The sequence below is a fragment of the Streptomyces sp. NPDC000983 genome (assembly GCF_040299205.1).
Taxonomy (GTDB): domain Bacteria; phylum Actinomycetota; class Actinomycetes; order Streptomycetales; family Streptomycetaceae; genus Streptomyces.
Genome location: NZ_JBEPBM010000008.1, coordinates 163,769 through 187,130, shown reverse-complemented (window position 1 = coordinate 187,130; position 23,362 = coordinate 163,769). Strand labels below are relative to the sequence as shown.

The window sequence follows — 23,362 nt, the reverse complement described above, 5'->3', positions numbered from 1 at the left end:
ACCCTCCTTCGCTAGTCAAACTTGACTACCAGCGGGAGGCTAATACCCCGGAGTCTCAGTCGTCAAACTTGATTAGCGAGCATCTCCCGGATGCGGCTCTCCGGTCGCGTACGGGTTCTCCTGGCCCTCGGTGAGGATGCCGACGAACGGCTCGCCCTCCCCCGCGAAGGTGTACGCGCCCCCTTCGATCCGCTCGATCAGCCCCTGGGTCCACTCGGTCTCGGCGTCGGCCGTGTGGACCCAGAGGTTCATGATCTCGCCGATGTGGCCCAGTTGGGCGGGCCCCTCCTCGGGGACGTAGTGGTCGGTGACCGCCGAGCGCCACTCCTCACCGCGCCGGATGCGCTCCTTGAGGAGGGTGACGGCCTCGGCGCGCGGCAGGTCGACCATGAACCCGACGGCCGCCGACTTCACGTCCATCTTCTGGTCGTACGAGGTCAGCGCCTCACGGACCAGCCGGAGGAATTCCTCGGTGCCCTGTTCGGTGATCTCGTACTCGGTCCGGGGCGGGCCGCCGGCCGTGGACGGCGCGATCTCGTGCGCGTGCAGCAGGCCCTGTTTCGCCATCTGCTTCAGGGCGTGGTAGATCGAGCCGGGCTTGGCGTTGGACCACTCGTGCGCGCCCCAGTACTCCAGGTCGTTGCGGACCTGGTAGCCGTGGGCCCGCCCGTGCTGGCGGACCGCGCCGAGCACCAGGAGACGGATCGCTGACATGCGGTCCAGGTTATGGCCTCGACATCGCGGCCGGTCCGTGCCCCCGGCACTCCGGCCGGTCCGTACCCCGGCGTCCGTAGGCACCCGGGGGCCGCGCGGCCCCCGCTCAGGCCGTGCCCTCCGCCTCCGCGAGGGCGACCAGTTCGAACGCCGTCTTCCCGTCCAGCGACTCCCGGATGATGTCGGCGTGCCCGGCGTGCCGGGCCGTCTCGCGGATCAGGTGCAGCGCCACCCAGCGCATCGACACCCGCCCCTGAGGCGGGAACCAGGGCTGGTCGGGCAGGCCGAAGGTGTCGTCGAGGCTGGGCACCGAGCGGATGAACGCCTCGGTCTCGGCCGCGACCTTGTCCCAGTACGCGAGCTGCGAGGCCACGGTCTCGTCGCCGACCAGGACGAAGCACTCGTGCCAGTTGGACTGGTCCCGGCGTACGGCCGGCTCCTCGCCCCGGGCCCGCGCGATCCAGCCCTGCTCCACCTCGGCCACGTGCTTGACCAGCCCGGCGAGGGAGAGCTCGCTGGCGCTCGGCCGGGTGGACGCCTGCTCGTCGGTCAGGCCCAGCACCGCCCGGCGGATGCCGCCGCGCTGCTCCGCCAGGAAGCTGAGGAGTGCGCCGCGCTCGTCGCCGTGCGCCTCGGCGGGAACGTGAGTGACCATGGGTGGCCGCCTTTCTTCGCGGTGATCGGGGCCCTGGGGCCTCCTGACACCGACGAAGCTACGGGCCATCGAGGTCAGTTTCTGTCCTCGATGGCCCGGCGCGCCGAAGGAAGCGGAGAAGGAATCAGAACGGGAAGCCGCTGCGCCCGTGCTGCACCGAGATCCACTTCTGCGTGGTGAACGCGTCCAGCATCGTCTCGCCGTTCAGCCTGCCCACACCGGAGGCCTTCTCGCCGCCGAAGGGCACGATCGGCTCGTCGTGCACGGTGCCGTCGTTGACGTGGAACATGCCGGTGTCGATCCGCTTGGCGAAGGAGACGCCGCGCTCGACGTCACCGGTGTGGACGGCGCCGCTCAGGCCGTACGGGGTGTCGTTGACGAGGCGGACGGCCTCCTCCTCGCCGTCGAAGGGGATGAGGAAGACGACCGGTCCGAAGACCTCCTGCCGCAGCAGCGCGGAGTCGGCCGGGAGGCCGGTCAGCACGGACGGCTCGACCAGGTTGTCGGTGGTCGTGCCGCGCACCAGGGCGGTCGCCCCCTCCGCCACGGCCTGCTCGACGACCCCCGAAAGGGAGTCCGCCTGCGAGGAGTTGATGACCGGGCCGATCACGGTCTGCGGGTCGCGCGGGTCGCCCGCCTTGAGGGTGCGCACCTTGGCGACGAACTTCTCGGTGAACGCGTCGGCGACCGAGCGGTCGACCAGGACGCGGTTGGCGGCCATGCAGACCTGGCCCTGGTGGACGAAGCGGCTGAAGACCGCGGCGTCGACGGCGTAGTCGAGGTCGGCGTCGTCGAGGACCACCAGTGCGCTGTTGCCGCCGAGTTCGAGGACCGAGCGCTTGAAGTGCGAGGCGCAGACGGTGGCGACATGGCGGCCGACCTTGTCGGAGCCGGTGAAGGAGATGACCTTCGGGACCGGGTGCTCGATGAAGGCGTCGCCGATCTCGGCTATGTCGGTGACGACGACGTTCAGCAGGCCGCCGGGCAGGCCCGCGTCCTCGAAGAGCTTCGCCACCAGGGTGCCGCCGACGATCGGGGTGTTCTGGTGCGGCTTGAGGACGACGCCGTTGCCGAGCGCGAGGGCCGGCGCGACCGACTTCAGCGACAGCAGGAAGGGGAAGTTGAAGGGGCTGATCACACCCACGACCCCGACCGGGACGCGGTAGACGCGGTTCTCCTTGCCGTCCACCGGCGAGGGGATGATCCGGCCCTCGGGACGCAGCGCCAGATGCACCGCCTCGCGCAGGAACTCCTTGGCGAGGTGCAGTTCGAAGGCGGCCTTGAGCCGGGTGCCGCCGAGCTCGGCGATGATCATTTCGCTGATCTCCGCCTCGCGGTCCTCGATCAGCCGGAGGGCCTTCTCGAAGACGGCGCGACGCGCGTAGGCGTTGGTGGCGGCCCATTCCTTCTGGGCGCGCTCGGCGGCCCGGTAGGCCTGATCCACCTCGTCGACCGTGGCTATCGTGATCGAGGCGAGCTTCTCACCGTCGTACGGGTTGAAGTCGATGATGTCCCAGGAGCCGGTCCCCGGGCGCCACTCACCGTCGATGTACTGCTGGGCCAGGTCGGTGAAGTCCGACGACATGTGATCCCTCAATCCCTAGCGGACGCCCCTCGCGGACATCCCTGCGGACACCCGATCAGATTCTGATCGTCCCCACGGTCTGATCACACGTCATCGTACTTGTGTTTCAAGACAGTTGAAGGAGTCCTCGGAGAAGGTCGCGGCTCTCGTCGGGGCCGGGACTGTCGTGCTGGAGCTCCTTCAGCGCCTTCTCGTACTGGGCCACGTCCTCGTGCTTGTCCAGATACAGCGCACTGGTCAGCTGCTCCAGATAGACCACGTCCGACAGGTCGGACTCGGGGAAGCTGAGGATGGTGAAGGCGCCGGACTCGCCGGAGTGCCCGCCGAAGCCGAACGGCATGATCTGGAGCCGCACGTTGGGGCGTTCGGAGATCTCGATCAGGTGCTGGAGCTGCCCGCGCATCACCTCGCGGTCGCCGTACGGGCGGCGCAGGGCGGCCTCGTCGAGGACGATGTGGAACTCGGGGGCGTTCTCGTCGACCAGGTACTTCTGCCGCTCCAGGCGCAGCGCCACCCGCCGTTCGACGTCGGCCTCGCTCGCGCCCGTCATCCCGCGCCGGACGACCGCGCGGGCGTAGTCCTCGGTCTGCAGCAGACCGTGCACGAACTGCACCTCGTACGCGCGGATCAGCGCGGCTGCGCCCTCCAGGCCGACGTAGGTGGGGAACCAGCTGGGCAGCACGTCGGAGTAACTGTGCCACCAGCCCGCGACGTTGGCCTCCTTGGCGAGGGAGAGCAGCGAGGTGCGCTCGGCCTCGTCGGTGATGCCGTACAGCGTCAACAGGTCTTCGACGTCCCTGGTCTTGAAGCTCACCCGGCCCAACTCCATCCGGCTGATCTTCGACTCGGACGCTCGGATCGAGTAACCCGCCGCCTCACGCGTGATCCCGCGTGCCTCACGCAGCCGCCTGAGTTGCGAGCCGAGCAGCATGCGCCGCACCACCGATCCGGGCTCTCCCGCGCTCACGTTCGCCAGCCTCCCCAACCTCTTCAGGGCCCGAAGTCTGCCACTAAAACACTCCGAGCTGTACTCGTCCGATTACGCAGACGGAAAGAAGCCAAAAATTTCTTTCAGGAAGGAGGAGCCGGAAGGCAAGCGAACCACGCGAAGATGGCGGAAAAAATGGCCAACAAGCGGTACGGGAGAGGTCAATTCGGTCAGGTGCACGTGCATCTGCCCTTGCATCTGCTGTACGCATCCGAAACCATGGTCCCGCGCAACCGCTGCATCGCAACGACCGCGAATTCCCGGGAGTGCCTCGCATGGGGACGAATGGATCGACCATGCTCGAGCCGTTACGGCAGGGCCTTCCGCCGCTTGATCCCGCGGCCGTGTCCAACGCCGCCTCCTGCGCTCTCCCCGCTCGTTACGAAGCGGTGCGCGAGGCCCGGCAGTTCACCCGAAGAACACTGGACCAGTGGGACATAGGCGAGCGCTTCGACGACGTCTGTCTGGTGGTGTCCGAACTCGTCACCAACGCGCTGCGGCACGGTCTGCCCCTGACACACCGGAACTCCTCGGCCGAGGGCCGGCGCACCGCTCCTTGCGACCCGGCGGCCCACGCGCGCGTGCCCGAGCAGACGCCGCCCGTGCGGCTGCACCTGATGCGGTGGACGGAGCGGCTGGTATGCGCGGTGCGCGACCCCAGTCATGACAGCCCTGTCGCGCAGGACTCGGACGACTTCTCGGCCGAGTCGGGCCGCGGACTGTTCCTGGTGGACTCCTTCGCCGACAGCTGGGGCTGGCACCCGCTGGCCGGGACGCTCAACGGCAAGGTGGTCTGGGCACTGTTCCGGCTGCCGCACGAGCCGCAACCCGGCCTCGCCGAATGACGAACCGCGGCGCTTCACGGCGCCGCGGTTCTACGCGCGTAATCGACCGGACACATCCCGTAGCGGGCGCGAATTGCCGGAAAGGTTCCGCGAGTTGCCCGACCGGGTGTCAGCCCGCTATCAAGTGATCGAACTCGCCGTCCTTGATGCCCAGGAGCATCGCCTCGATCTCGGCGCGTGTGTAGACGAGCGCCGGACCGTCCGGGAAACGCGAGTTGCGCACGGCGACATCACCGCCGGGCAGCCGGGCGAACTCCACGCAGGAGCCCTGCGAGTTGCTGTGCCGGCTCTTCTGCCAGGCGACACCGCTGAGCCGAGTCGCGGCCATGCCGTTGTACACGCCGGACGCGTCAACGTCGTACACGTCGTGGTCCACAGGTCGCTCCCCGGTGTGCACTGGCTGGTGAGGCCATTGATGCATTGGTCAACTGACCCGGATCATAACCCTGTTCATGTGCAGATGCATGAGCGTATGCACGGGCAGATGCACGTGCACGCGGGGTGTTCCTGTGGTTACAGCCGCCGTGCGCTTCAGCGAAGCCGTTCCGGCCGCTTCCCGGAGCCCGCAGGACATACCAACGCCGTCCCCCGTCCATGTTCTTCCGTACGTCGGCGAGCCCGATCGTCCGGATCGAATCCTCCGTGCACTAGGAACAGACGCGTACCACGCCGTTCCTGTTCCAACCCCGGTGAGACGGTCCGGTCCGCGGAACCGTCCGCACCGCTGTCCGTCGGGCGGACGATCGGCATCCGCTCGATGTCGTAGTCGCGCGCCCCCCACCCCGGCGGCAGCGCGGGGGCCGGTCCACGGGGAGGGCGCCGAGGTCGCACGGCGGTGGTGTCCGACCTGGCGTCGAACGGCCTGTGCGCCTGGCATCTGCCACCGCGCGAGGGACCCGCGTCCGGCCCGTGCGCGCCGGACGTCGGCGAGTGGTGCGGGAGGAGCCGGTCGACGCCGGGGCCTCTGAGGTCGCCCTCGGATGCGGTGCCCATGTCGGGTCATCGTCGGGCATACGGTCCGGCAGCGCGCCGGGTGCCCTCGGACGACCGCGCCGAAACCGCTCGTACGGATGGATCCGGTGCCGTACGTCGGGGAGCGGAGCCGGGGCCGGAGGGTGGGGGCGCTGTCGGCCGTTGCGCTCCTGGAGGACGGGTGCGGTCTGCCGTGGCGTCTTCGGAGGGGCCGAGGGGCCGAGGGGGCCGGCCTCCGCGCCGACTCGCGGGCGAGGCCCTGGTGTGCGGCCCCTGCCCAATCGCCGGGCGGGGCCGGGGCCCCGGCCGAATCACCCGGCGGGGCCGGAGTTGCGCGGCCCCGCTCGGATCACCGGGACGCGTACGGCAGCAGCGCCATCTCGCGGGCGTTCTTGATCGCCCTCGCCAGCTGTCGCTGCTGCTGGGCCGACACCCTCGTCACGCGACGGCCGCGGATCTTGCCGCGGTCGGAGACGAACTGCCGCAGCAGCTCGGTGTCCTTGTAGTCGATGTACTCGACCCCGGCCCGGTCAAGGGGGTTGGGGCGGTTCCTGACGGGCTGGCGTTCGCTCTTGCGGGGCATGTCGGTCAGACCTCCAGGAAGGTGTCGAAGGCGGACGGCAGCCGCTTCCAGGCGTCGCGCCCGGCGGCGTACTCGGCGTCGGTCAGCAGGCAGGACTCCAGCAGCCGGGCGAGACCGTCGCGGTCCAGGCCGGGCGAGGTGAAGACCAGGTGCTGGCAGCGGTCGCCGTGCTCGGGGTGCCACTCCAGCGCGGCGGCGGCCCGGCGCACCGGCGGGACCGTCTCCCAGGCCGCGTCGGGGAGCGAGGCGAGCCAGGGACCCGCGCCCTCCACGCACAGGGCGCCGCCGGCCGCGTCCCAGTGCAGGAGCGTGTCCGGCCGGTCGGCCAGCCAGAACCGCCCCCGGCTGCGGGCGGCCGAGCAGGTCAGGTCCTCCAGCGCCGCGTACAGCCGCCCGGGGTGGAAGGGCCGGCGGCGGCGCCAGACCAGCGTGGACACGCCGTGCGCGTCGGCCTCGGCGGGCAGCAGCGCGCAGGCGGGGTGCTGGGCGGCGGCCGCGGCCTCGGTGTCGAAGCCCGCGAGGACGGCGCCCGCCAGGTCTCCGTGGCCGATCACGACCCGGCGAGCCGTCGGGTGCAGCTGCGCCAGCAGGGCGCGGTCCTCGTCGTCGGCCTCCGCGGACTCCACCAGGGCGAGGACGGGGGCGTACTCCAGCTGGCGCGCGAAGGTGTCGGCGACGGTGCGCCCGTCGGTGGCGGCGGCCGCCAGGCCCCGCTCGGCGAGGTCGTCGCCGTTGCCGAGGTACGGCAGCAGCAGCGCCGGGTCGACGGCGGTGACCACGCCGGTGACGGTGAGGCCGCCGGCGACGACGACCTCCGCCATCGCCTTGGGCTCGACGGAGTCCCACAGCTCCACGACCGCCAGCCGGGCGGATCCGGCGTCCGCGAGGCGCCTCAGCTCCGGGACGAGATCCTCGCGCAGCGCGCAGCAGGCGCAGTCGTTGACCAGGGGCGTCTCGGCGGCCTCGCACAGGCCGGTGGCGTCACGGACCGTCCGTACGACCGTGCCGGCGGCTGCCGTGGCCAGGTCGTGGTGGAGCACGACGGCACCCGGCACCTCGGCGAGCAGCCGGTCGACGGCGGCCCTGCGGGCGTCGGCGTGCAGTCCGCCGACGATCACGACGGGGAGCATCAGTCCTGCTTTCCGTACCGGCGCTCGAAGCGCTCGACGCGCCCCGCGGTGTCCAGCACGCGCGCGGTGCCGGTGTAGAAGGGGTGGCTGACGTTCGAGATCTCGACGTCCACGACCGGGTAGGTGTTGCCGTCCTCCCACTCGATCGTCCGCCCGCCGTCCGCTGCCGCGCGGGCGAGCGTGGAGCGGGTGAGGAAGGCGTAACCGGCCGCGCGGTCGCGGAAGACGACGGGGCCGTAGTCCGGGTGGATTCCCTTGCGCACGGGTCAGCGCTCCTCTCGGAAGTCGACATGGCGGCGGGCGACCGGGTCGTACTTGCGCAGGGTCATCCGGTCCGGGTCGTTGCGGCGGTTCTTGCGGGTGACGTACGTGAAGCCGGTGCCGGCCGTGGACCGGAGCTTGATGACCGGGCGGAGTTCGTTGCGAGCCATGCTGATACCTTAATGAAAACGACTTCCATTTGCATAACCGTTTCGAGAGAGGTGCGTCACCCGTGTCCGCCCACTGCATGCTGACCGGCGCCCGGCCCGGCTTCGGCAACCACATCTCCCACTCCCACCGGCGCACCCCGCGCCGGTTCGACCCCAACGTCCAGTCCAAGCGGTACTGGCTGCCGAGCGAGGGCCGCCATGTGCGGCTGCGGCTGAGCGCGAAGGGCATCAGGACCGTCGACGCCATCGGCGTCGAGGCGGCCGTCGCGCGCATCCGCGCGCGTGGGGTGCGTGTCTGATGGCCAAGAAGAGCAAGATCGCGAAGAACGGACGGCGGCAGGAGATCGTCGCCCGGTACGCCCTTCGGCGCGCCGAGCTGAAGGAGATCATCCGACGGCCCTCCTCGACGGACGCCGAACGGCTCGCCGCGCAGAGCGAGTTGCGCCGCCAACCGCGGGACGCGAGCGCCACGCGCGTACGCAACCGCGACCAGGTGGACGGGCGCCCGCGCGGCTACTTCCGGGCGTTCGGCCTGTCCCGGGTCTCCCTGCGCGAGCAGGCGCACGCGGGATATCTGCCGGGGGTGCGCAAGTCGTCCTGGTAGGCGGTGGGTCCGGGGTGGTTGTCGGCGCTGTGGGCGGTGGCCGCCGGGGTGGCTGCCGCCGCCGGGGCTGGTGACCACCGGGGTGATTGCCGCCGCCCCGGCCGGAGACCACCGGGGGTGATCGCCGCCACCGGGACCGGTGGGCACCCGGGGTGGTTGCCGACCGTGGGGTCGTCGGCGTTCTGGTCGGGGTTACGGGCTGGTAGCTTCTGGCGTCGTAGCGACCGATCCGGCCACCCTGGGGGCTTGCAGTGACTTCGGCGACGTACGCGCGCGTGGCGCGCAGGCGGATGCGGACCGTGGCGGGGGCCGCGGGGCTCGTGGGTGTGCTCGTGCTCGGCGGGTGCGGTGACGGCGGCTCCTCCGACGACTCCGCGCCCAGCGCGAGCGCCGCGCCGTCGGCCACCGGGGACGCCGACAGCGGCGGGAGCGGCGGCGGTACGGCGTCCCCCGTGAGCGGCCTGGAGGGCAGCTGGCTCGCCACGACCGACGGCGACGCCGTGGCCCTGATGGTCACCGGCAGCAAGGCCGCGCTCTTCGCGACCGGCGGGACCGTGTGCAGCGGGACCGTGGGCGAGAAGATCGAGCTGACCTGCGGCGAGGAGAACGACGACCGCGCGAGCGGCACCGTCGACTCCGTGGACGAGGAGACACTGAAGGTCACCTGGGACAGCGGCCTCGGCACCGAGACGTACCGCAAGGCGGAGGGCGCGACCCTGCCCTCCGGGCTGCCCACGGCGGGTCTCGGACAGTAGCCCCGGACCGTCGCGACGGTCCGACACGCCCGGCCGGTCCGACCCGCGCACCATGTCCGACACGCTCGGCACGCGACAGGCGCGGCAGGTCACAGGGTTGGGGCAACCGGCGCACAGCCGTATGCGTGATGATCGATGCAGCGATCCGTCACGCACGCCCAGAGGACACCACATGCGCGCCACCGCACTCCCCCTCGCCGCAGCTCTCGCCGCGGCCCTTCTGCTCACCTCCTGCGGCGACAGCGGCGACGAGGACGGCGCCAACGGCGACGGCGGGCAGAAGTCGCGCGGCTCGGGGGCCGCGGCCGCCTGTGTGATCGACGACCTGGACGTGCAGGTCGGCCCCGCCAACGCCGCCCCGGCGGCCGGGGACACCGGCAACGTGCCCGTCACCCTCACCAACAAGGGCGCCGCCTGCGTCCTGGACGGCCTGCCCGCCGTGGCGCTGAAGGCGGACGGTGCATCGGCGGACGTGGAACCCGACGCGGCGGCCACGGCGCGCAAGCAGACGCTGGCCGAGGGCGGCGTCACCTCCTTCACCGTCACCTACGTGCGCGGCGAGGAGGGCGGCGCGCAGAGCCTCGCCGTGAAGACGGCCGAGTTCGCCCTGCCGGGCGCCCCGGCCACGCACGGCTTCCCGTGGTCGTACGGCGAGGTCGCGCTCAAGGGCGAGCAGCCGGACGCCACGGTGAGCGGGTTCCAGCAGGGCGACTGAACCCGTGGGCGCGGCCGCTCAGTCCAGCGGGCGGCGGGATTTCACCTGGGCGCGGTCGGCCGCGTCCGCCCCCTCGTTCCAGCCTGCCGCGTCGGTGACGCCGCGCAGCCGGGTCGTGGTGGTCTCGGGGAACATCCGGTCCAGCCGGGCCGTGACGGCGACCTCCCGGGAGGCCAGCACCGGCAGCAGGTCGTCGCTGACCTGGGTCTCGGCGACCCGCGCGAGGCGTGTGCCGATGCGGTGGGCGTAGGCGGCGAAGAACGACTGCCGGAACGTCTTGGTCCGCTTGCGGCCGCCCGCGCGCTGGGCCGCCTCCGCCTTCGTCATCGCCGTCTGCCCCTGGACGAGGAGCGAGGTGTAGAGCAGCTCGACGACCTCCAGCTCGCCCTCGAACCCGACGACGGTGGAGAAGCCGAGGGGCTCGTTCCACACGGCGCGGCAGTGGTTCGCGCCGGCCACCGCGTCCAGCAGCACCGCCTTGGCCTGCTCGTACGGCGCCTCGACGCCGATCCGGCAGGCGCCGGGCGTGTCGGGGGCGGGCGCCCGGGCGGACAGCAGGGCCTCGTCCACGCTGTGCCGCGCCATCAGCTCCTGCGCCTTGGCGGTCAGCGCCTCCGCCTCCTCCGGGAAGCCGGTCCCCTCCGCCTTGGCGAGCAGCGCGCGGATCCGGGTCAGCATGCGGGACTCGGGCGCGCGGGAACGCTGCGGCTCGTCCAGCGGTTCGAGCGACGGCAGGCGCAGCAGCAGGCGGTACAGCTCCAGTACCGCGGTGGCGTGCGTGAAGCGGTCTGCGCGGGGCGCGGGCGCCGGGTCCAGCTCGTCGAGCTGCGCGCGCCAGCGGGGGCCGCGCACGACGTCGTCCGGCGCCTGCGCGTGCACGAGGGCGCCCAGCAGGCGCAGGTGTACGTCGTCAAGGTCGCGGCGGACGATCCGTACGACGTCGGCGGGCTGCCAGCCACGCCGCCAGGCCGCGGCGACGAACTCCCGGCCCCTGCGCTCCAGCTCCGCGTCCGCGCCCGGGTCGGCGGCGAGCAGGGAGGCACCGGTGTCCAGGGCCGTGTCGGAGTCGGTGTGGAGCGCGGCTTCGAACGCCAGGTCGACGGTGCGGGGAGTGCTGGTCACGGGAGGATGGTGTCACGGGGTGCCGCGACGGGGGCGGCCGGCCGTGAGAGGGCCTGCGGGGGGCGCCGCCGGTTGTGCAAAGCGCCCGTTCGCCGAGGCCGGCCAGCCGGTCCGGGGGACGTCGGTTCGCCGAGGCCAGCCAGCCGGTCGATCCGGGGGACGTCGGTTCGCCGAGGCCGGCCAGCCGGTCGATCCGGGGGACGTCGGTTCGCCGAGGCGGCCGTCCGGACCGTCCGACCGCCGAGCCCCGCACACCGTCCACGGCCGTCCGGACATCAAGCCCCGCCCGGCGTCCGGGGCCGTTGTCAGACCCCCCTGTCAGACTCACGAGCATGACCGACCGGTGGGCTCTCGCACCGGCCGAGGACGGCGGCGTGGAGCTCGCCCCCCTCGGCCCGGACGGGCTGCCCGCGGGGCCGGTCGTGCGGGAACCGGACCTCGCCGCGGCGGTGCGCGGCAGGCCGGAGGTCGCGCGCTGGGTCTGGCGTTCCACCGCCGAGGTCTACCCGCGCCTGCTCGCCACGGGGGTGCGAGTGGAGCGGTGCTACGACATCGAGGACGCCGAGACCCTCCTGCTCGGCCACGAGGGGCGGTACGGCGAACCCCGTTCCGCGGCAGCCGCCCTGGCCCGGCTGCGCGGCGGACCCGTACCGCCCGACCCGCCCCAGCGATCCGCCGAACCGGGCGCGCAGGACTCCCTGTTCGAACCGCGGGCGGAGCACGTCCCGCTCGCCGACCTGCTGGCCGTCTACGCCGAGCAGCAGCGCCGGCACGACAAGGCCGAGCACCCGGAGCGGATGCGGCTGCTGACGGCGGCGGAGTCGGCGGGGATGCTGGTCGCCGCCGAGATGAACCGCTCCGGGCTGCCGTGGAGCGCGGACGTCCACCGCAGGGTGCTGCACGAACTGCTCGGCGACCGGTACGCGGGCGGCGGCGAGCCCCGGCGCCTGGCCGAACTGGCCAACGAGGTGTCCGCCGCCTTCGGACGCCGGGTCCGGCCCGATCTGCCCGCCGACGTCGTCCGCGCCTTCGGGCAGGCCGGCATCAAGGTGCGCTCGACCCGGCGCTGGGAGCTCGAGTCCCTCGACCACCCGGCGGTGGCCCCGCTGATCGAGTACAAGAAGCTGTACCGGATCTGGGTCGCCCACGGCTGGTCCTGGCTCCAGGACTGGGTCCGCGACGGGCGGTTCCGGCCCGAGTTCCTCGCGGGCGGCACCGTCACCGGGCGCTGGGTGACCAACGGCGGTGGTGCGCTGCAGATTCCCAAGGTGATCCGCCGTGCCGTGGTCGCCGACCCGGGCTGGCGGCTGGTGGTCGCCGACGCCGACCAGATGGAACCGCGTGTCCTGGCCGCCGTCTCCCGCGATCCCGGCCTGATGGAGGTGGCCGGACGACCGGGCGACCTCTACCAGGCGGTGTCCGACCGGGCCTTCTCCGGCGACCGCGACCAGGCCAAGCTCGCGGTGCTCGGCGCGGTCTACGGCCAGACCTCCGGCGACGGCCTGAAGAACCTCGCCGCGCTCCGCCGCCGCTTCCCGCTCGCCGTGGCCTACGTCGACGACGCTGCGCGTGCCGGTACGGAGGGCCGGTTGGTGCGCACCTGGCTGGGCCGGACCTGTCCGCCCGCGGCGGGTTCGGGCGAGGGCGCGGAGGAGGCGGGCATCCCCGTCGCCGGCGACGACTCCGAGGACCGTCAGCAGTGGGTGCCCGGCTACGCCTCCACCGACGCCCGCGCACGGGGCCGCTTCGCCCGCAACTTCGTCGTCCAGGGCAGCGCCGCCGACTGGGCGCTGCTGATGCTCGCCGCGCTGCGCCGGTCCTGCGCGGACATGGCGGCCGAGCTGGTCTTCTTCCAGCACGACGAGGTCATCGTGCACTGTCCCGAGGGGGAGGCGGAGGCGGTCGCCGCGGCGATACGGCAGGCGGCCGCGCTGGCGGGACGGCTGACGTTCGGGGAGACACCGGTGCGGTTCCCGTTCAGCACGGCGGTGGTGAAGTGCTATGCCGACGCGAAGTGATCGGACATGGCCCACGCGAAGTGATCAGGCATGGCCCACGCGAAGTGATCAGACACGGTCGGCGGGCCGTTCGGCGAGCAGCGCGGTCAGTTCGGCGAGGACCGCCTTCTCGTCGGTTCCCTCCAGCGCGTCGAGGGCGGTCCGCCAGGCCGCGTCCGCCTCCTCGACGTGCCCCGCCTCCCTGAGCAGGAGTCCGTGCTGGTGGCGGGCGAGACCGCCGATGTAGCGGTCGGCGCGGCCGTCGGCCAGGCGCAGCAGCTCCGCGCACTCCCGGTCGGCCCGCTCGGTACGGCCCAGCAGCCGCAGGGAGCGGACCAGCCCCAGCCGGGTCTGCGACTCGCCGTGCCAGTCGCCCTGGTCGACGAGGACGCGCAGGCTCTCCTCGAAGTGCGGTGCCGCCTCGGCGGGTTCACCGAGGGTGAGATGGGCGTAGCCGATGTTGCAGCGGGCGTAGACCTGCACGAGGACGTTGCCGATCGTCTCGCCGATGGCCAGCGAGAGGCGATGCTGCTCGATGGCGGCCCGCGGGTCGGTGTGCTCGTACAGGTTGCCGAGGTGGCTGTGGGTCACGGCCTGGCCGTACGGGTCGTTCAGCCGCCGCGAGTGGGCGAGGCTCTGGCGCAGCGCGCGCCGCGACTCCTCGTGGCGGCCGAGTCCTTCGAGCAGCAGACCCCGGTTGTTGAGGCAGCGGCGGATCCAGGAGTCGGCGCCGAGCCGACGCCAGATGGCCAGCGCCCGGTCGGTGAGGGCGAGGGCCTCGTTCTGGCGTCCGGTCAGGAAGTGCACGCCGGCCAGGTCGCCGAGGGCGTACGCCTCGGCCGCCTCGTCCCCGAGCCGCCGTGCGACCCGCAGGGCGGCCTGGCCGAGTGCCTCCAGTTCGGCGACCCGGCCGCCGCGCTGGAGGCAGGGGAAGATCAGCCTGAGCAGGGTGCTGACGCGGGAGGCGATCCGGGTGTCGGGCGCGTCGGCGTACCGCTCGGCGAGCGCGACGATGTTCTCCAGCTCCGTGTCGGCCCACGCGAAGGCGGCCTCGGGGCCGTCGAAGGGGTGCGTGCCGGTGAGGTGCGCGGCGTGCTCGGCGGGCTGGCAGGGGGTGGGCCGGCGCCGGTCGTCCTGGTCGAGGCCGGGCTCGACGATCGCCGTGAGGGTGTGCTCGGCGAGGGCCGCGTACCAGTTCAGGGCGGCCTCGGCGACGGCCGTGCCGTCGGGGGTGCCGGCCAGTTCGCGGGCGAAGTCGCGGACCAGGTCGTGCGGCACGTACCGGCCGAGCGCGCCCTCCTCCAGCAGCGCCACGTCGACGAGCCGGTCGAGGGCGTCCTCGGCGCGCCGGGGGCCGATGCCGCTGAGCCGGGCCAACAGGGGCGCGCCGTACTCGGGCAGGTCGAGCGCGCCGATGCGGCGCAGGACGAGGACGGCGTCCCGGTCGGCCTCGCGGTCGGAGGCGGCGAGCGCGTCGTGCGCGACGGCCAGGGAGCTGCGGACGCTGAGGTCGTCGTACTCCAGGTGGTGCAGCCGGCCCTCGGTGGCGGTCAGCTGGCCGGCCAGGACCTCGGGGGTGAGGGCGCTGCGGGCGGCCAGCCGGGCGGCGACGACCCGCAGGGCGAGCGGCAGCCGGCCGGTGAGCCGCACCAGGGGGTGCCCGGCGTCGATCCCGTCGTCCCGCCCGGACACCGCCCGCAGCAGCGCGGCACTGTCCTCGTCGGACAGGGGGGTGAGCGGGAAGCGCCGGACGCCGTCGAGGGCGGCCAACGAGGAACGGCTGGTGACGATCACGGCGCAGCCGGGCCCGGCGGGCAGCAGCGGACGGACCTGGGCGGCGTTCGCGGCGTCGTCCAGGACCAGCAGGGTGCGGGTCGGGGCGAGCGTGGACCGCAGCAACGCGGCGGCCGCGTCGGGGTGTTCGGGGACCGAGCGCGGGTCGGCGCCGACGTCCCGCAGCAGGGCGGCGAGGGCCTGCGCGGAGGTCAGCGGGGCGACGCCCGGGGTGGCGCCGTGCAGGTTGACGTAGAGCTGGCCGTCGGGGAAGCGGCCGGTGAGGGCGTGGGCGATGTGCAGGGCGAGGGCGCTCTTGCCGATGCCGGCCATGCCGGTGAGCACGGTGACGGTCGGGCCGTGCTCGGTGAGCGTGCGCCGGACGTGGTCGGCGAGGATGGTCCGGCCGGTGAAGTGAGCCGGCTGCGGCGGGAGTTGAGCGGGCCGCGGACCGGGGCGCGCCCGGGTCCCGGTGGCCGGATCGGCGGCGCCGCGGCGGCCCTCCCCCGTGTCGCTCTCCCCCGTGTCGGCCTCCTCCGGCGCTCCTCGCAGCACCTCCAGGTGCGCCTCGCGGACCGCGGTCCCCGGCTCCACCCCCAGCTCGTCCAGCAGCCGTTGCCGCAGGTCACGGTGGACGGCGAGGGCCTCGGCACGGCGCCCGTCGCGGTGCAGGGCGAGCATCAGCTGGCGGTGGTAGGCCTCCCGCAAGGGGTGTTCGGCTGCGAGGGCGGACAACTCCGGCAGCAGGGCGTCCGGTCGGTCCTCGGCCAGGGCCAACTCGGCGTCGTAGCGCCACTCCAGGAGGAGGAGCCGCGCTTCCCGCAGGCGCTCGACGAACGCGTGGCCGCCCAGGCCGTCGTAGGCGCCGAGCCCGTCGTGGCCGCCCTGGCCGTCGAGGAGACCGCCCAGTGGTGTGCCGCGCCACAGGGCCAGCGCGGCGGTGCACTCGCACAGGGTGCGGCGCCAGTCCCCGGCGGTGCGGGCGGCGCGCGCGGCGGCCAGGTGCGTCTCGAAGACGTGCACGTCCAGCTCGCCGTCGTCGACGCGCAGCAGATACCCGGGCGAGACGGCCCGCAGCCGCGCGGGGTCGTCGAGGAGCCGGCGCAGCCGGGTGACGTGGTTGTGCAGGGAGGCGTGTGCCGAGGCGGGCGGTGCCCCGCCCCACAGCGCGTCCTTGAGCGACTCGACGGAGACGGTACGGCCGGCTTCGAGCAGCAGGGCGGCGAGCAGGGCCCGCACCTTGGGACTGCCGACGGGAAGGGCCACGGCGCCGTCACCGCCGTGGTCGTACAGCACCGGCGGCCCCAGCAGTCCGAAGCGCAGCTCGCACCGCTTCACGACGCCCTTTGCCTTCCCACCCGCCCGTCCGGGTGCACACCTCGGCGCAGCCCGGCCGTCCATGGCGGGATTCCGCCCCTGGACGGCGGTATTCCGCCACCTTCCCCGACGGCCAACCCGCAGGGATCCGCTAATCTTCCGGCCGTCCGACAAGATCGCCCCGACGAATTCACGCCAATCGGTCGACGACGGCCCGGAGAACCGTTGGCCACATGTTAGCGATCCGTTGGTGCGGCCTGATCTGATCAGCACATCGGATCTGGCCCGACGGTGCGCGCGTAGGACGCGTTGCTCGGGGGAGTGTTACCGCCGCGGCCGGATCCGGGGACGCACCCGGGTCCCGGTCGACAGAGGTGAACGACCGGGACCCGCGTCCACCCTCCACCCTCTTTCTCCGCACGCAAAAACCCCAGGTCAGAATTATCTGACCTGGGGTTTCAGTAGAGCCGCCTTCGGGATTCGAACCCGAGACCTACGCATTACGAGTGCGTTGCTCTGGCCATCTGAGCTAAGGCGGCGCGCTGTCGGCACCATGGTGCGATCAGCAACGTCGGTAAGTCTACACAGTTTCCGGAGGTGCTCCGCACCAGCCCCGGAGGGGGTGATTCCGGGGCTGGTGGGGTGGCTACGAGCAGCGCTTGCGGTCCGTCGGCGGGGTCCCTCGCAGGAGGTACGCGTTGATCGTGCGGTCGATGCAGTCGCTGCCCCGGCCGTACGCCGTGTGGCCGTCGCCCTCGTAGGTCAGGAGCCGGGCCGAGGAGAGCTGGGCGGCCAGGGAGCGGGCCCAGCGGTACGGGGTCGCCGGGTCGCGGGTGGTGCCGACGACCACGATCGGCGCCGCGCCCTTCGCCTCGATGCGGTGCGGTTCGCCCGTCGGGGCGACGGGCCAGTAGGCGCAGTTCAGGGAGGCCCAGGCGAGCCCCTCGCCGAAGACCGGGGAGGCATTCTCGAAGGCGGGCAGCGCCGCCTCCACCTGCTCGGGCCCGTCGAAGGCGGCGGGGAGGTCCAGGCAGTTCACGGCGGCGTTGGCGAACATCAGGTTCGAGTAGCCGCCGTCGGCGTCCCGCTCGTAGTAGCTGTCCGCGAGGAACAGCAGGCCGGCGCCGTCGTTGTCCCGCATCGCCGAGGTCAGCGCCTCGCGCAGCTGCGCCCACGCCGCCTCGTCGTACATCGCCGCGATCACGCCGATCGTGGCGAGCGACTCGCCGAGCCGGCGGCCGTCGACGTCGCCGGCCGGGATCGGCCTGCGGTCCAGCTCCTCGAAGAACGCCTTGAGGTTGTCGCCGACGTCGTCGGCCTTCTTGCCCAGCGGACAGTCCGGCTGCTGGACGCAGTCCCGCGCGAACGCCCGGAACGCCGTCTCGAAGCCCGCCGTCTGGTCGAGGTTCAGCCGCCGGGCCGGCAGCGACGGGTCCATGGCACCGTCCAGCACCAGCCGGCCCGCCCGCTTCGGGAAGAGCCCGGCGTAGGTGGCGCCGAGGAAGGTGCCGTACGACGCCCCCACGTAGTTCAGCCGCCCGTCCCCCAGCACCGCGCGCAGGATGTCCATGTCCCGGGCCGCCTCGACGGTGGACACATGGCGCAGCAGCTTCGGCGAGTCCGCGCCGCAGCCCTCCGCGAACGTCCGGTAGGAGTCCACCAGCGCCGACCGCTCCGCACCGTCGTCGGGCGTGAGGTCGGTCTGCGTGTACGTGTCCATGTCCGGCCCGTCGAGGCACTCCACGGGCTCGCTGCGCGCGACGCCCCGCGGGTCCACGGCGACCATGTCGTAGCGGGCCCGGACCTCGGCCGGGTAGCCGATCCCGGCGTACGCCTGGAGGTAGCCGACCGCCGAGCCGCCCGGCCCGCCCGGGTTGACCAGCAGCGACCCGATCCGCTCGCCGGGCCCGGTGGCCTTCTTCCGGGACACGGCCAGCCTGACCTCGCCCTTTGCCGGCTCGGCGTAGTCGAGCGGGGCCCTGAGCGTGGCGCACTCGAAGTCCGGCACCCCGCAGCCGCGCCAGCTCAGCTTCTGCCCGTAGTACGGCGCGAGCGCGTCCGGCGTCGCCTGCGGCAGCGCGGCGAGCCCCGCCTGCGCCGCCGGGCTCGCGGAACTCGTCGACCCGCCCGTGGAGCACGCGGGGACCACCAGGGCGGTGACGGCGAGGAGGACTCCGGCGGCGCGGACTCCGTGCGGGTGGGGGCGGGCGTGCGGACGACGTGACCGGCCGCCGGGGTCACGGGTCGGGTGGGGGCGCCTGATCTGCATCGGTCGAGCGTAACTCTGCGCAGCCGTACGGATGCCCTCCGTGCAGGTACCTGCTCGTTCGGATGACCTGGTCAACCCTGCGTTGATCGTGGGCGACGGAGGAGCAGGCGGGCGGTCAGCCGGCTCTCAGTGCCATGGTCATCGCCTCCACCGCCAGCAGCGGTGCCACATTGCGGTCCAGGGCGTCGCGGCAGGCGCCGATGGCCTCGATACGGCGCAGCGTGGACTCCGGGGAGCCGCCGCGGGCCAGCCGCTCCAGGGTGTCCTCGGCGTCGGCGTTGGCGATGGCCACCCGGGAGCCGAGCTGGAGGGCGAGGACATCGCGGTAGAAGGCGGTGAGGTCGGTCAGGGCGAGGTCGAGGCTGTCGCGCTGGGTCCGGGTACGGCGGCGCTTCTGCTTGTCCTCCAGGTCCTTCATCACGCCCGCCGTGCCGCGCGGGAGCCGGCCGCCCTGGGCCGCGCCGAGGGCCGCCTTCAGCTCCTCGGTCTCCTTGCCGTCCATCTCCTCGGCGAGCTGCTTGGCGTCCTCGGCCGCCGCGTCGACCAGTTCCTGGGCGGCCTTGAGGCAGCCGCCGATGTCGTCGACCCTGAGCGGCAGCTTCAGCACGGCGGCCCGGCGCTCACGGGCCGCCGGGTCGGTGGCCAGTCGGCGGGCCCGGTCGACGTGCCCCTGGGTGGCGCGGGCCGCCGCGGCCGCGACTGCGGGCTCGATGCCCTCCCGCCGCACGAGCATGTCGGCGACGGCGTCCACCGAGGGTGTCGTCAGGTTCAGGTGGCGGCAGCGGGAGCGGATCGTGGGCAGCACGTCCTCGATGGACGGCGCGCACAGCAGCCACACCGTGCGCGGGGCGGGCTCCTCCACCGCCTTCAGGACGGCGTTGGCGGACTTCTCGTTCAGCCGCTCGGCGTCCTCGACGAGGATCACCTGCCAGCGGCCGTTGGCCGGTGAGGTGAACGACTTGCGGACGGTGTCCCGCATGTCGGCGACCATGATCTGGGTGCCGACGGCGGCGACGGTGTTGACGTCGGCGTGCGTGCCGATCAACGCCGTGTGGCAGCCGTCGCAGAAGCCGCAGCCCGGGGCGCCGCCGAGGGCGCGGTCGGGGCTGACGCACTGGAGCGCGGCGGCGAAGGCCCGCGCCGCCTGGGTCCGGCCGGCGCCCGGGGGGCCGGTGAACAGCCAGGCGTGCGTCATCTTCGACGCCTCCGGGGGCGGGGCGTCGGAGGCGGCCGCGGTGACCAGGGCGTCGGCGTCCCGGGCAGCGGCGGTGAGCTGCTCGCTCACCCGCTCCTGCCCCACCAGGTCGTCCCACACGGTCATGTCCTGCGCCGCCCTTCCGTCCCCATGTCGCGGTACGCCATCCATTGTGGGGGGTGGCACTGACAACCCGGACGCCGAGCCGGGGCCCATGCGAGCGGGACCGGCCGTTCCGTTCAGGGCTCCGAACGGAGCGGCCGGTGCCGGACGTCAGCGCCGGCCGCGCCCGCGGTCGTCGTCGTGCTCGTCGTCCCGCGGGCCGAGCAGTTCGTCCGCCAGCGACGGCAGATCGTCCAGCGGCGTCTCCTCGGCCCAGTCGGACCGCGGCCGCCCACGCCGACGCGCCTTGGAAGCGGGACCCTGGGCGTCACGGCCCTGCGGGTCCACCTGGGGCAGCTCCCGGGTCCGGTCGGCCTGGTCGGCCGGGTCGCCCTGCCGCTCGTCGCGGAAGTACCCCGGCGGAACCCGGTCCGCGGGACCCTCACCGCGTACGGGAGGCAGTACGGCCGTCTCGTCCGCGGGGCCCGCGTCACGTACCGGAGGCAGCACCGCCGTCTCGTCCGCCGCACCGGAACCCACCCTGGGCAGCACCGTGGTGGCGTCGTCCTTCGCCCCGGACGGCCGTACCGGAGGCAGCACCGCCGTCTCGTCCGCGGCACCCGGCGCCCCGCCGTCCTTCTTCGGCGCCTCCACCTGCGGCAGCTCCGCGGTGATCTCGGCGTCCGAGGGCGCCGAACCCACGCGCGGCAGAACCGCCGTCTCGTCGGCCGCCGGACCAGAGGAACGCGGCGCACCCGAGGAACCCCCGGCACCCCGAGCGACGTCCTCCCGCTTCACCACCGGGGTGGGCACCGTCGCCGCGTCCTGGGGCGCGGCCGGAGCCGCCGGAGGCGTGGGCTTCGGGCCGGTCTCCGCCGCCTGGGCGGCACGCTCGGCCAGCCGACGCGCCTCCTCGGCACGCAGCAGCGCCTCCTCGGCCCTGCGCTGCTTCTCCAGGCGCCGCGCCTCGGCCTCGGCGCGCAGCCGGGCCTCCTCCTCGGCCTGCCGGCGCCGACGGTCCTCCTCCGCCTTGCGGCGGGCCTCCTCCTCGGCGCGCGCCTTCTCCTCGGCGAGCAGCCGCAGCCGCTCCTCCTCGGCGCGGCGGGCGGCCTCCTCGGCACGCTGCCGGGCCTCCTCCGCCTGCCGCTCGGCCTCGCGGCGCTGCGCCTCCTCCAGCTCGCGGCGCTTGCGCTCCTCCTCCTCGGCGCGCAGCCGGGCGAGCTGCTCCTGGCGCTCGCGCTCCAGCCGCTCCTCCTCGGCCTTGCGCCGCGCCTCCTCCTCGGCGCGCAGCCGGGCCTCTTCCTCCGCCTTGCGCCGCGCCTCCTCCTGGGCCCGGATCTCGGCCTCGGACAGCGGCAGCGCCTGGTCCAGCCGGTGCCGGATGACGGTGGTGACCGACTCGGGCTCCTGGCCGGCGTCGACCACCAGGTAGCGCCCGGGGTCGGCGGCGGCCAGCGTCAGGAAACCGGACCGCACGCGCGCGTGGAACTCGGCCGGCTCCGACTCCAGCCGGTCCGGCGCCTCGGTGAACCGCTCGCGCGCGGTCTCCGGGTCGACGTCCAGCAGCACGGTCAGATGCGGCACCAGTCCCGCGGTGGCCCAGCGGTTGATGCGGGCGATCTCCGTCGGCGACAGATCGCGCCCCGCGCCCTGGTAGGCCACCGACGAGTCGATGTACCGGTCGGAGATGACCACCGCGCCCCGCTCCAGCGCGGGGCGGACCACCGTGTCGACGTGCTCGGCGCGGTCCGCGGCGTACAGCAGCGCCTCCGCGCGGTGCGAGAGCCCGGCGCTGGAGACGTCCAGCAGGATCGACCGCAGCCGCTTGCCGACCGGCGTCGCCCCCGGCTCGCGGGTCACGACGACCTCGTGGCCCTTGGCCCGGATCCACTCGGCGAGCGCCTCGGCCTGGGTGGACTTGCCGGCGCCGTCGCCGCCTTCCAGCGCGAGGAAGAAGCCGGTCCCCGCGGGCACCTGCACGGGGTCGTCGCCGCCGAGCAGCGCGTCGCGCAGGTCGTGCCGCAGCGGCACCCCGGACCGGTCGTCGACCTTGGCGAGCACCAGCGCGGCCACCGGCAGCAGCAGCGCGCCGACCAGCATCAGCGTGAACGCGGCACCGCCGTGCGCGAAGACGAACCGGCCGCTCTCCAGCCGGTGCGGGCCGATCGCGGCGGCCACCAGGGGGGCGAGGACCGCCCCGAGCGCCACGAACACCCGTACGACGGCGTGCAGATGCTCGGTCGTGCGCGGGCGCCGGAATTCCTCGGTCTCCTGGTCGAGCAGGGTGTGGCCGGTGTTGGCCGCCACGCCCGCGGCGACGCCGGCCAGCGCGGCGACCAGCAGCACGGTGGTGACGTCCGGGACGAGCCCGGCGGCCAGCAGCGCCAGACCGGTGAGCGCGATGGCGAGGGCGAGCAGCCGCCGCCGCGACAGCGACACCAGCGTCCTGGGCGCCGTACGGACGCCGACGACGACTCCGCCGGTCAGCGCGAGCACCAGCAGGCCGTACAGCACGGGGCCGCCGCCGAGGTCCTTGGCGTGCAGCACCGACACGGCGACCGCGGCCGACACCGCGCCCGCGACGGACGCGCAGGCCGGCACGAGCAGCGGGATCGCGCCGGTACGGCCCTTGTCCACCCCGGTGCCCGTCTTGGGCCGGCGCAGTCCCTCCAGCGGGGAACGCGCGCGCGGGGTGCGGGTGTCGGGGAGTTCGAGGAAGGTGACCACGGACAGGGAGGCAGCGAACAGCCCGGCCGCGACGTACGAGGGGAGTGCGGCCTGGTGCTGGCCGAACCAGTCGATGCCGGCGCCCAGCAGGTTGTTGAAGAGGGCGGCGGTGACCAGCGCCGCGCCCGCGAGCGGGACCGCGAGGAACCCGGTGCGCAGCGACAGGCGCCGCAGCGCGTCCATGTGGTCCGGCAGCGGCCGTACCGTCGCGCCCTCCGGGGGCGGAGCGGGCAGCAGCGCGGGTGCCGCGCTCTCCCGGCACACGGCCCAGAAGCGCTCGGCGACCCCGGTGACGAAGACGGTCACCAGCAGCAGGGCGAGGGCGTTGTCCGGCGTCCAGTCGATCCACAGGGGCGCGACGATGAGCAGCGCGGCGCGCAGTCCGTCCGCGCCGACCATGGTCCAGCGTCGGTCGAGCGGGCCCTCCGGGGAGGTCAGCGAGGTGAGCGGACCCAGCAGGACGGCACCGAAGAGCAGGGTCGCGAGGATCCGCGTCCCGAAGACGGTCGCCACTGCGAACGCCGCACCGCGGTAGCCGCCGCCGAACGAGCCCTCGGCGACGGCCGCCTGAAGGGCGAGCAGGACCAGCACGAGCAGGGCGAGGACGTCACCGACGCCACCCACCAGCTGTGCGCTCCACAACCGCCTCAGCTGCGGTCGGCGCAGCAGGGCACGGACTGCACGTTCGCGGGAGTCCGCCGCCAGGGCTTCGTCGGGGGCCGTGTGGGGGGCCGTTGGCTGCTCGGCAGGCGTCATGCTTTCAGCCTATCGGCAGCCGCCGACAGCTCGCGGGGTGCGCCCGAACGTACGGCCGCCCCGACACCAAAGAGTGATGCCGGGGCGTTCGTTTCGCGAAGCGCGAGCGAGCCTGTGAAACCCGAAC

20 protein-coding genes and 1 tRNA gene are annotated in these 23,362 nt (G+C 73.4%); 6 read left to right on the top strand and 15 right to left on the bottom strand.

Annotation, left to right across the window (positions count from 1 at the left end):
* Positions 1-72: 72 nt before the first annotated feature.
* The 4 genes from ABT296_RS12040 to ABT296_RS12025 all read right to left on the bottom strand — a co-directional run bounded on the left by ABT296_RS12040 (position 73) and on the right by ABT296_RS12025 (position 3,897).
* Positions 73-714, bottom strand: coding sequence for a PadR family transcriptional regulator (locus tag ABT296_RS12040; protein ID WP_351925976.1), 642 nt, complete (start codon positions 712-714; stop codon positions 73-75).
* A 106-nt stretch (positions 715-820) separates the two neighbouring features.
* On the bottom strand, positions 821-1,369 hold the full coding sequence (locus ABT296_RS12035; protein ID WP_351925974.1) for a DinB family protein: 549 nt from the start codon (positions 1,367-1,369) through the stop codon (positions 821-823).
* 124 nt (positions 1,370-1,493) lie between these two features.
* Positions 1,494-2,954 (bottom strand): aldehyde dehydrogenase family protein, encoded by a 1,461-nt coding sequence (locus tag ABT296_RS12030; RefSeq protein WP_351925972.1) that lies wholly within the window; start codon positions 2,952-2,954, stop codon positions 1,494-1,496.
* 106 nt (positions 2,955-3,060) lie between these two features.
* Positions 3,061-3,897 (bottom strand): Sco1979 family transcriptional regulator, encoded by an 837-nt coding sequence (locus tag ABT296_RS12025; RefSeq protein ID WP_502977234.1) that lies wholly within the window; start codon positions 3,895-3,897, stop codon positions 3,061-3,063.
* A 341-nt stretch (positions 3,898-4,238) separates the two neighbouring features.
* On the opposite strand from ABT296_RS12025, the gene ABT296_RS12020 reads away from it, so the two are divergent.
* On the top strand, positions 4,239-4,787 hold the full coding sequence (locus tag ABT296_RS12020) for an ATP-binding protein (protein ID WP_351925970.1): 549 nt from the start codon (positions 4,239-4,241) through the stop codon (positions 4,785-4,787).
* A 109-nt stretch (positions 4,788-4,896) separates the two neighbouring features.
* On the opposite strand, the gene ABT296_RS12015 is transcribed toward ABT296_RS12020, so the two are convergent.
* From ABT296_RS12015 to rpmG, 5 genes are all read right to left on the bottom strand, one after another.
* Positions 4,897-5,163, bottom strand: coding sequence for a DUF397 domain-containing protein (locus ABT296_RS12015; RefSeq protein ID WP_351925968.1), 267 nt, complete (start codon positions 5,161-5,163; stop codon positions 4,897-4,899).
* A 945-nt stretch (positions 5,164-6,108) separates the two neighbouring features.
* On the bottom strand, positions 6,109-6,342 hold the full coding sequence (gene rpsR / locus ABT296_RS12010) for a 30S ribosomal protein S18 (protein ID WP_351925966.1): 234 nt from the start codon (positions 6,340-6,342) through the stop codon (positions 6,109-6,111).
* Between the two features lie 5 nt (positions 6,343-6,347).
* The gene (locus ABT296_RS12005; protein WP_351925964.1) at positions 6,348-7,472 is read right to left on the bottom strand and encodes a CobW family GTP-binding protein; all 1,125 of its coding nucleotides are present in this window, start codon (positions 7,470-7,472) and stop codon (positions 6,348-6,350) included.
* Positions 7,472-7,735 carry a type B 50S ribosomal protein L31 gene (locus tag ABT296_RS12000; protein ID WP_351925962.1) on the bottom strand — a complete coding sequence of 88 codons (264 nt, stop codon included), beginning with the start codon at positions 7,733-7,735 and terminating at the stop codon, positions 7,472-7,474. Before ABT296_RS12000 ends, ABT296_RS12005 begins: the two co-directional genes overlap by 1 nt.
* A gap of 3 nt (positions 7,736-7,738) precedes the next feature.
* Positions 7,739-7,903, bottom strand: a complete 165-nt coding sequence (gene rpmG, locus ABT296_RS11995) for a 50S ribosomal protein L33 (protein ID WP_046260352.1) — start codon at positions 7,901-7,903, stop codon at positions 7,739-7,741.
* A 62-nt stretch (positions 7,904-7,965) separates the two neighbouring features.
* On the opposite strand from rpmG, the gene rpmB reads away from it, so the two are divergent.
* From rpmB to ABT296_RS11975, 4 genes are all read left to right on the top strand, one after another.
* Complete coding sequence (rpmB, locus tag ABT296_RS11990) at positions 7,966-8,202, top strand: 50S ribosomal protein L28 (protein ID WP_351925959.1); 237 nt, start codon at positions 7,966-7,968, stop codon at positions 8,200-8,202.
* Positions 8,202-8,507, top strand: a complete 306-nt coding sequence (gene rpsN / locus ABT296_RS11985) for a 30S ribosomal protein S14 (protein ID WP_351925957.1) — start codon at positions 8,202-8,204, stop codon at positions 8,505-8,507. The genes rpmB and rpsN overlap by 1 nt, the downstream gene beginning before the upstream one ends.
* 290 nt (positions 8,508-8,797) lie before the next feature.
* Positions 8,798-9,262 (top strand): hypothetical protein, encoded by a 465-nt coding sequence (locus ABT296_RS11980; RefSeq protein ID WP_351926112.1) that lies wholly within the window; start codon positions 8,798-8,800, stop codon positions 9,260-9,262.
* Between the two features lie 172 nt (positions 9,263-9,434).
* Positions 9,435-9,977: a DUF4232 domain-containing protein gene (locus tag ABT296_RS11975; RefSeq protein WP_351925955.1), complete on the top strand. Its 543-nt coding sequence runs from the start codon at positions 9,435-9,437 to the stop codon at positions 9,975-9,977.
* A gap of 18 nt (positions 9,978-9,995) precedes the next feature.
* Here ABT296_RS11975 and ABT296_RS11970 read toward each other — a convergent pair whose 3' ends face one another.
* Positions 9,996-11,099: a DUF2786 domain-containing protein gene (locus ABT296_RS11970; protein ID WP_351925953.1), complete on the bottom strand. Its 1,104-nt coding sequence runs from the start codon at positions 11,097-11,099 to the stop codon at positions 9,996-9,998.
* Positions 11,100-11,431: 332 nt separating this feature from the next.
* Between ABT296_RS11970 and ABT296_RS11965 the strand changes: the two genes are divergently transcribed.
* Positions 11,432-13,117: a bifunctional 3'-5' exonuclease/DNA polymerase gene (locus ABT296_RS11965; RefSeq protein WP_351925951.1), complete on the top strand. Its 1,686-nt coding sequence runs from the start codon at positions 11,432-11,434 to the stop codon at positions 13,115-13,117.
* A 48-nt stretch (positions 13,118-13,165) separates the two neighbouring features.
* Here ABT296_RS11965 and ABT296_RS11960 read toward each other — a convergent pair whose 3' ends face one another.
* From ABT296_RS11960 to tmk, 5 genes are all read right to left on the bottom strand, one after another.
* Entirely contained in the window at positions 13,166-16,207 is a 3,042-nt protein-coding gene (locus ABT296_RS11960; protein ID WP_351925949.1) for an AfsR/SARP family transcriptional regulator, read from the bottom strand.
* Between the two features lie 444 nt (positions 16,208-16,651).
* A tRNA-Thr gene (locus ABT296_RS11955) sits at positions 16,652-16,725 on the bottom strand.
* A 107-nt stretch (positions 16,726-16,832) separates the two neighbouring features.
* Entirely contained in the window at positions 16,833-18,455 is a 1,623-nt protein-coding gene (locus ABT296_RS11950) for an alpha/beta hydrolase (RefSeq protein ID WP_351925947.1), read from the bottom strand.
* Positions 18,456-18,570: 115 nt separating this feature from the next.
* Positions 18,571-19,776, bottom strand: coding sequence for a DNA polymerase III subunit delta' (locus ABT296_RS11945; RefSeq protein WP_351925945.1), 1,206 nt, complete (start codon positions 19,774-19,776; stop codon positions 18,571-18,573).
* A gap of 147 nt (positions 19,777-19,923) precedes the next feature.
* Complete coding sequence (tmk, locus tag ABT296_RS11940; protein ID WP_351925943.1) at positions 19,924-23,235, bottom strand: dTMP kinase; 3,312 nt, start codon at positions 23,233-23,235, stop codon at positions 19,924-19,926.
* Positions 23,236-23,362 lie beyond the last annotated feature (127 nt).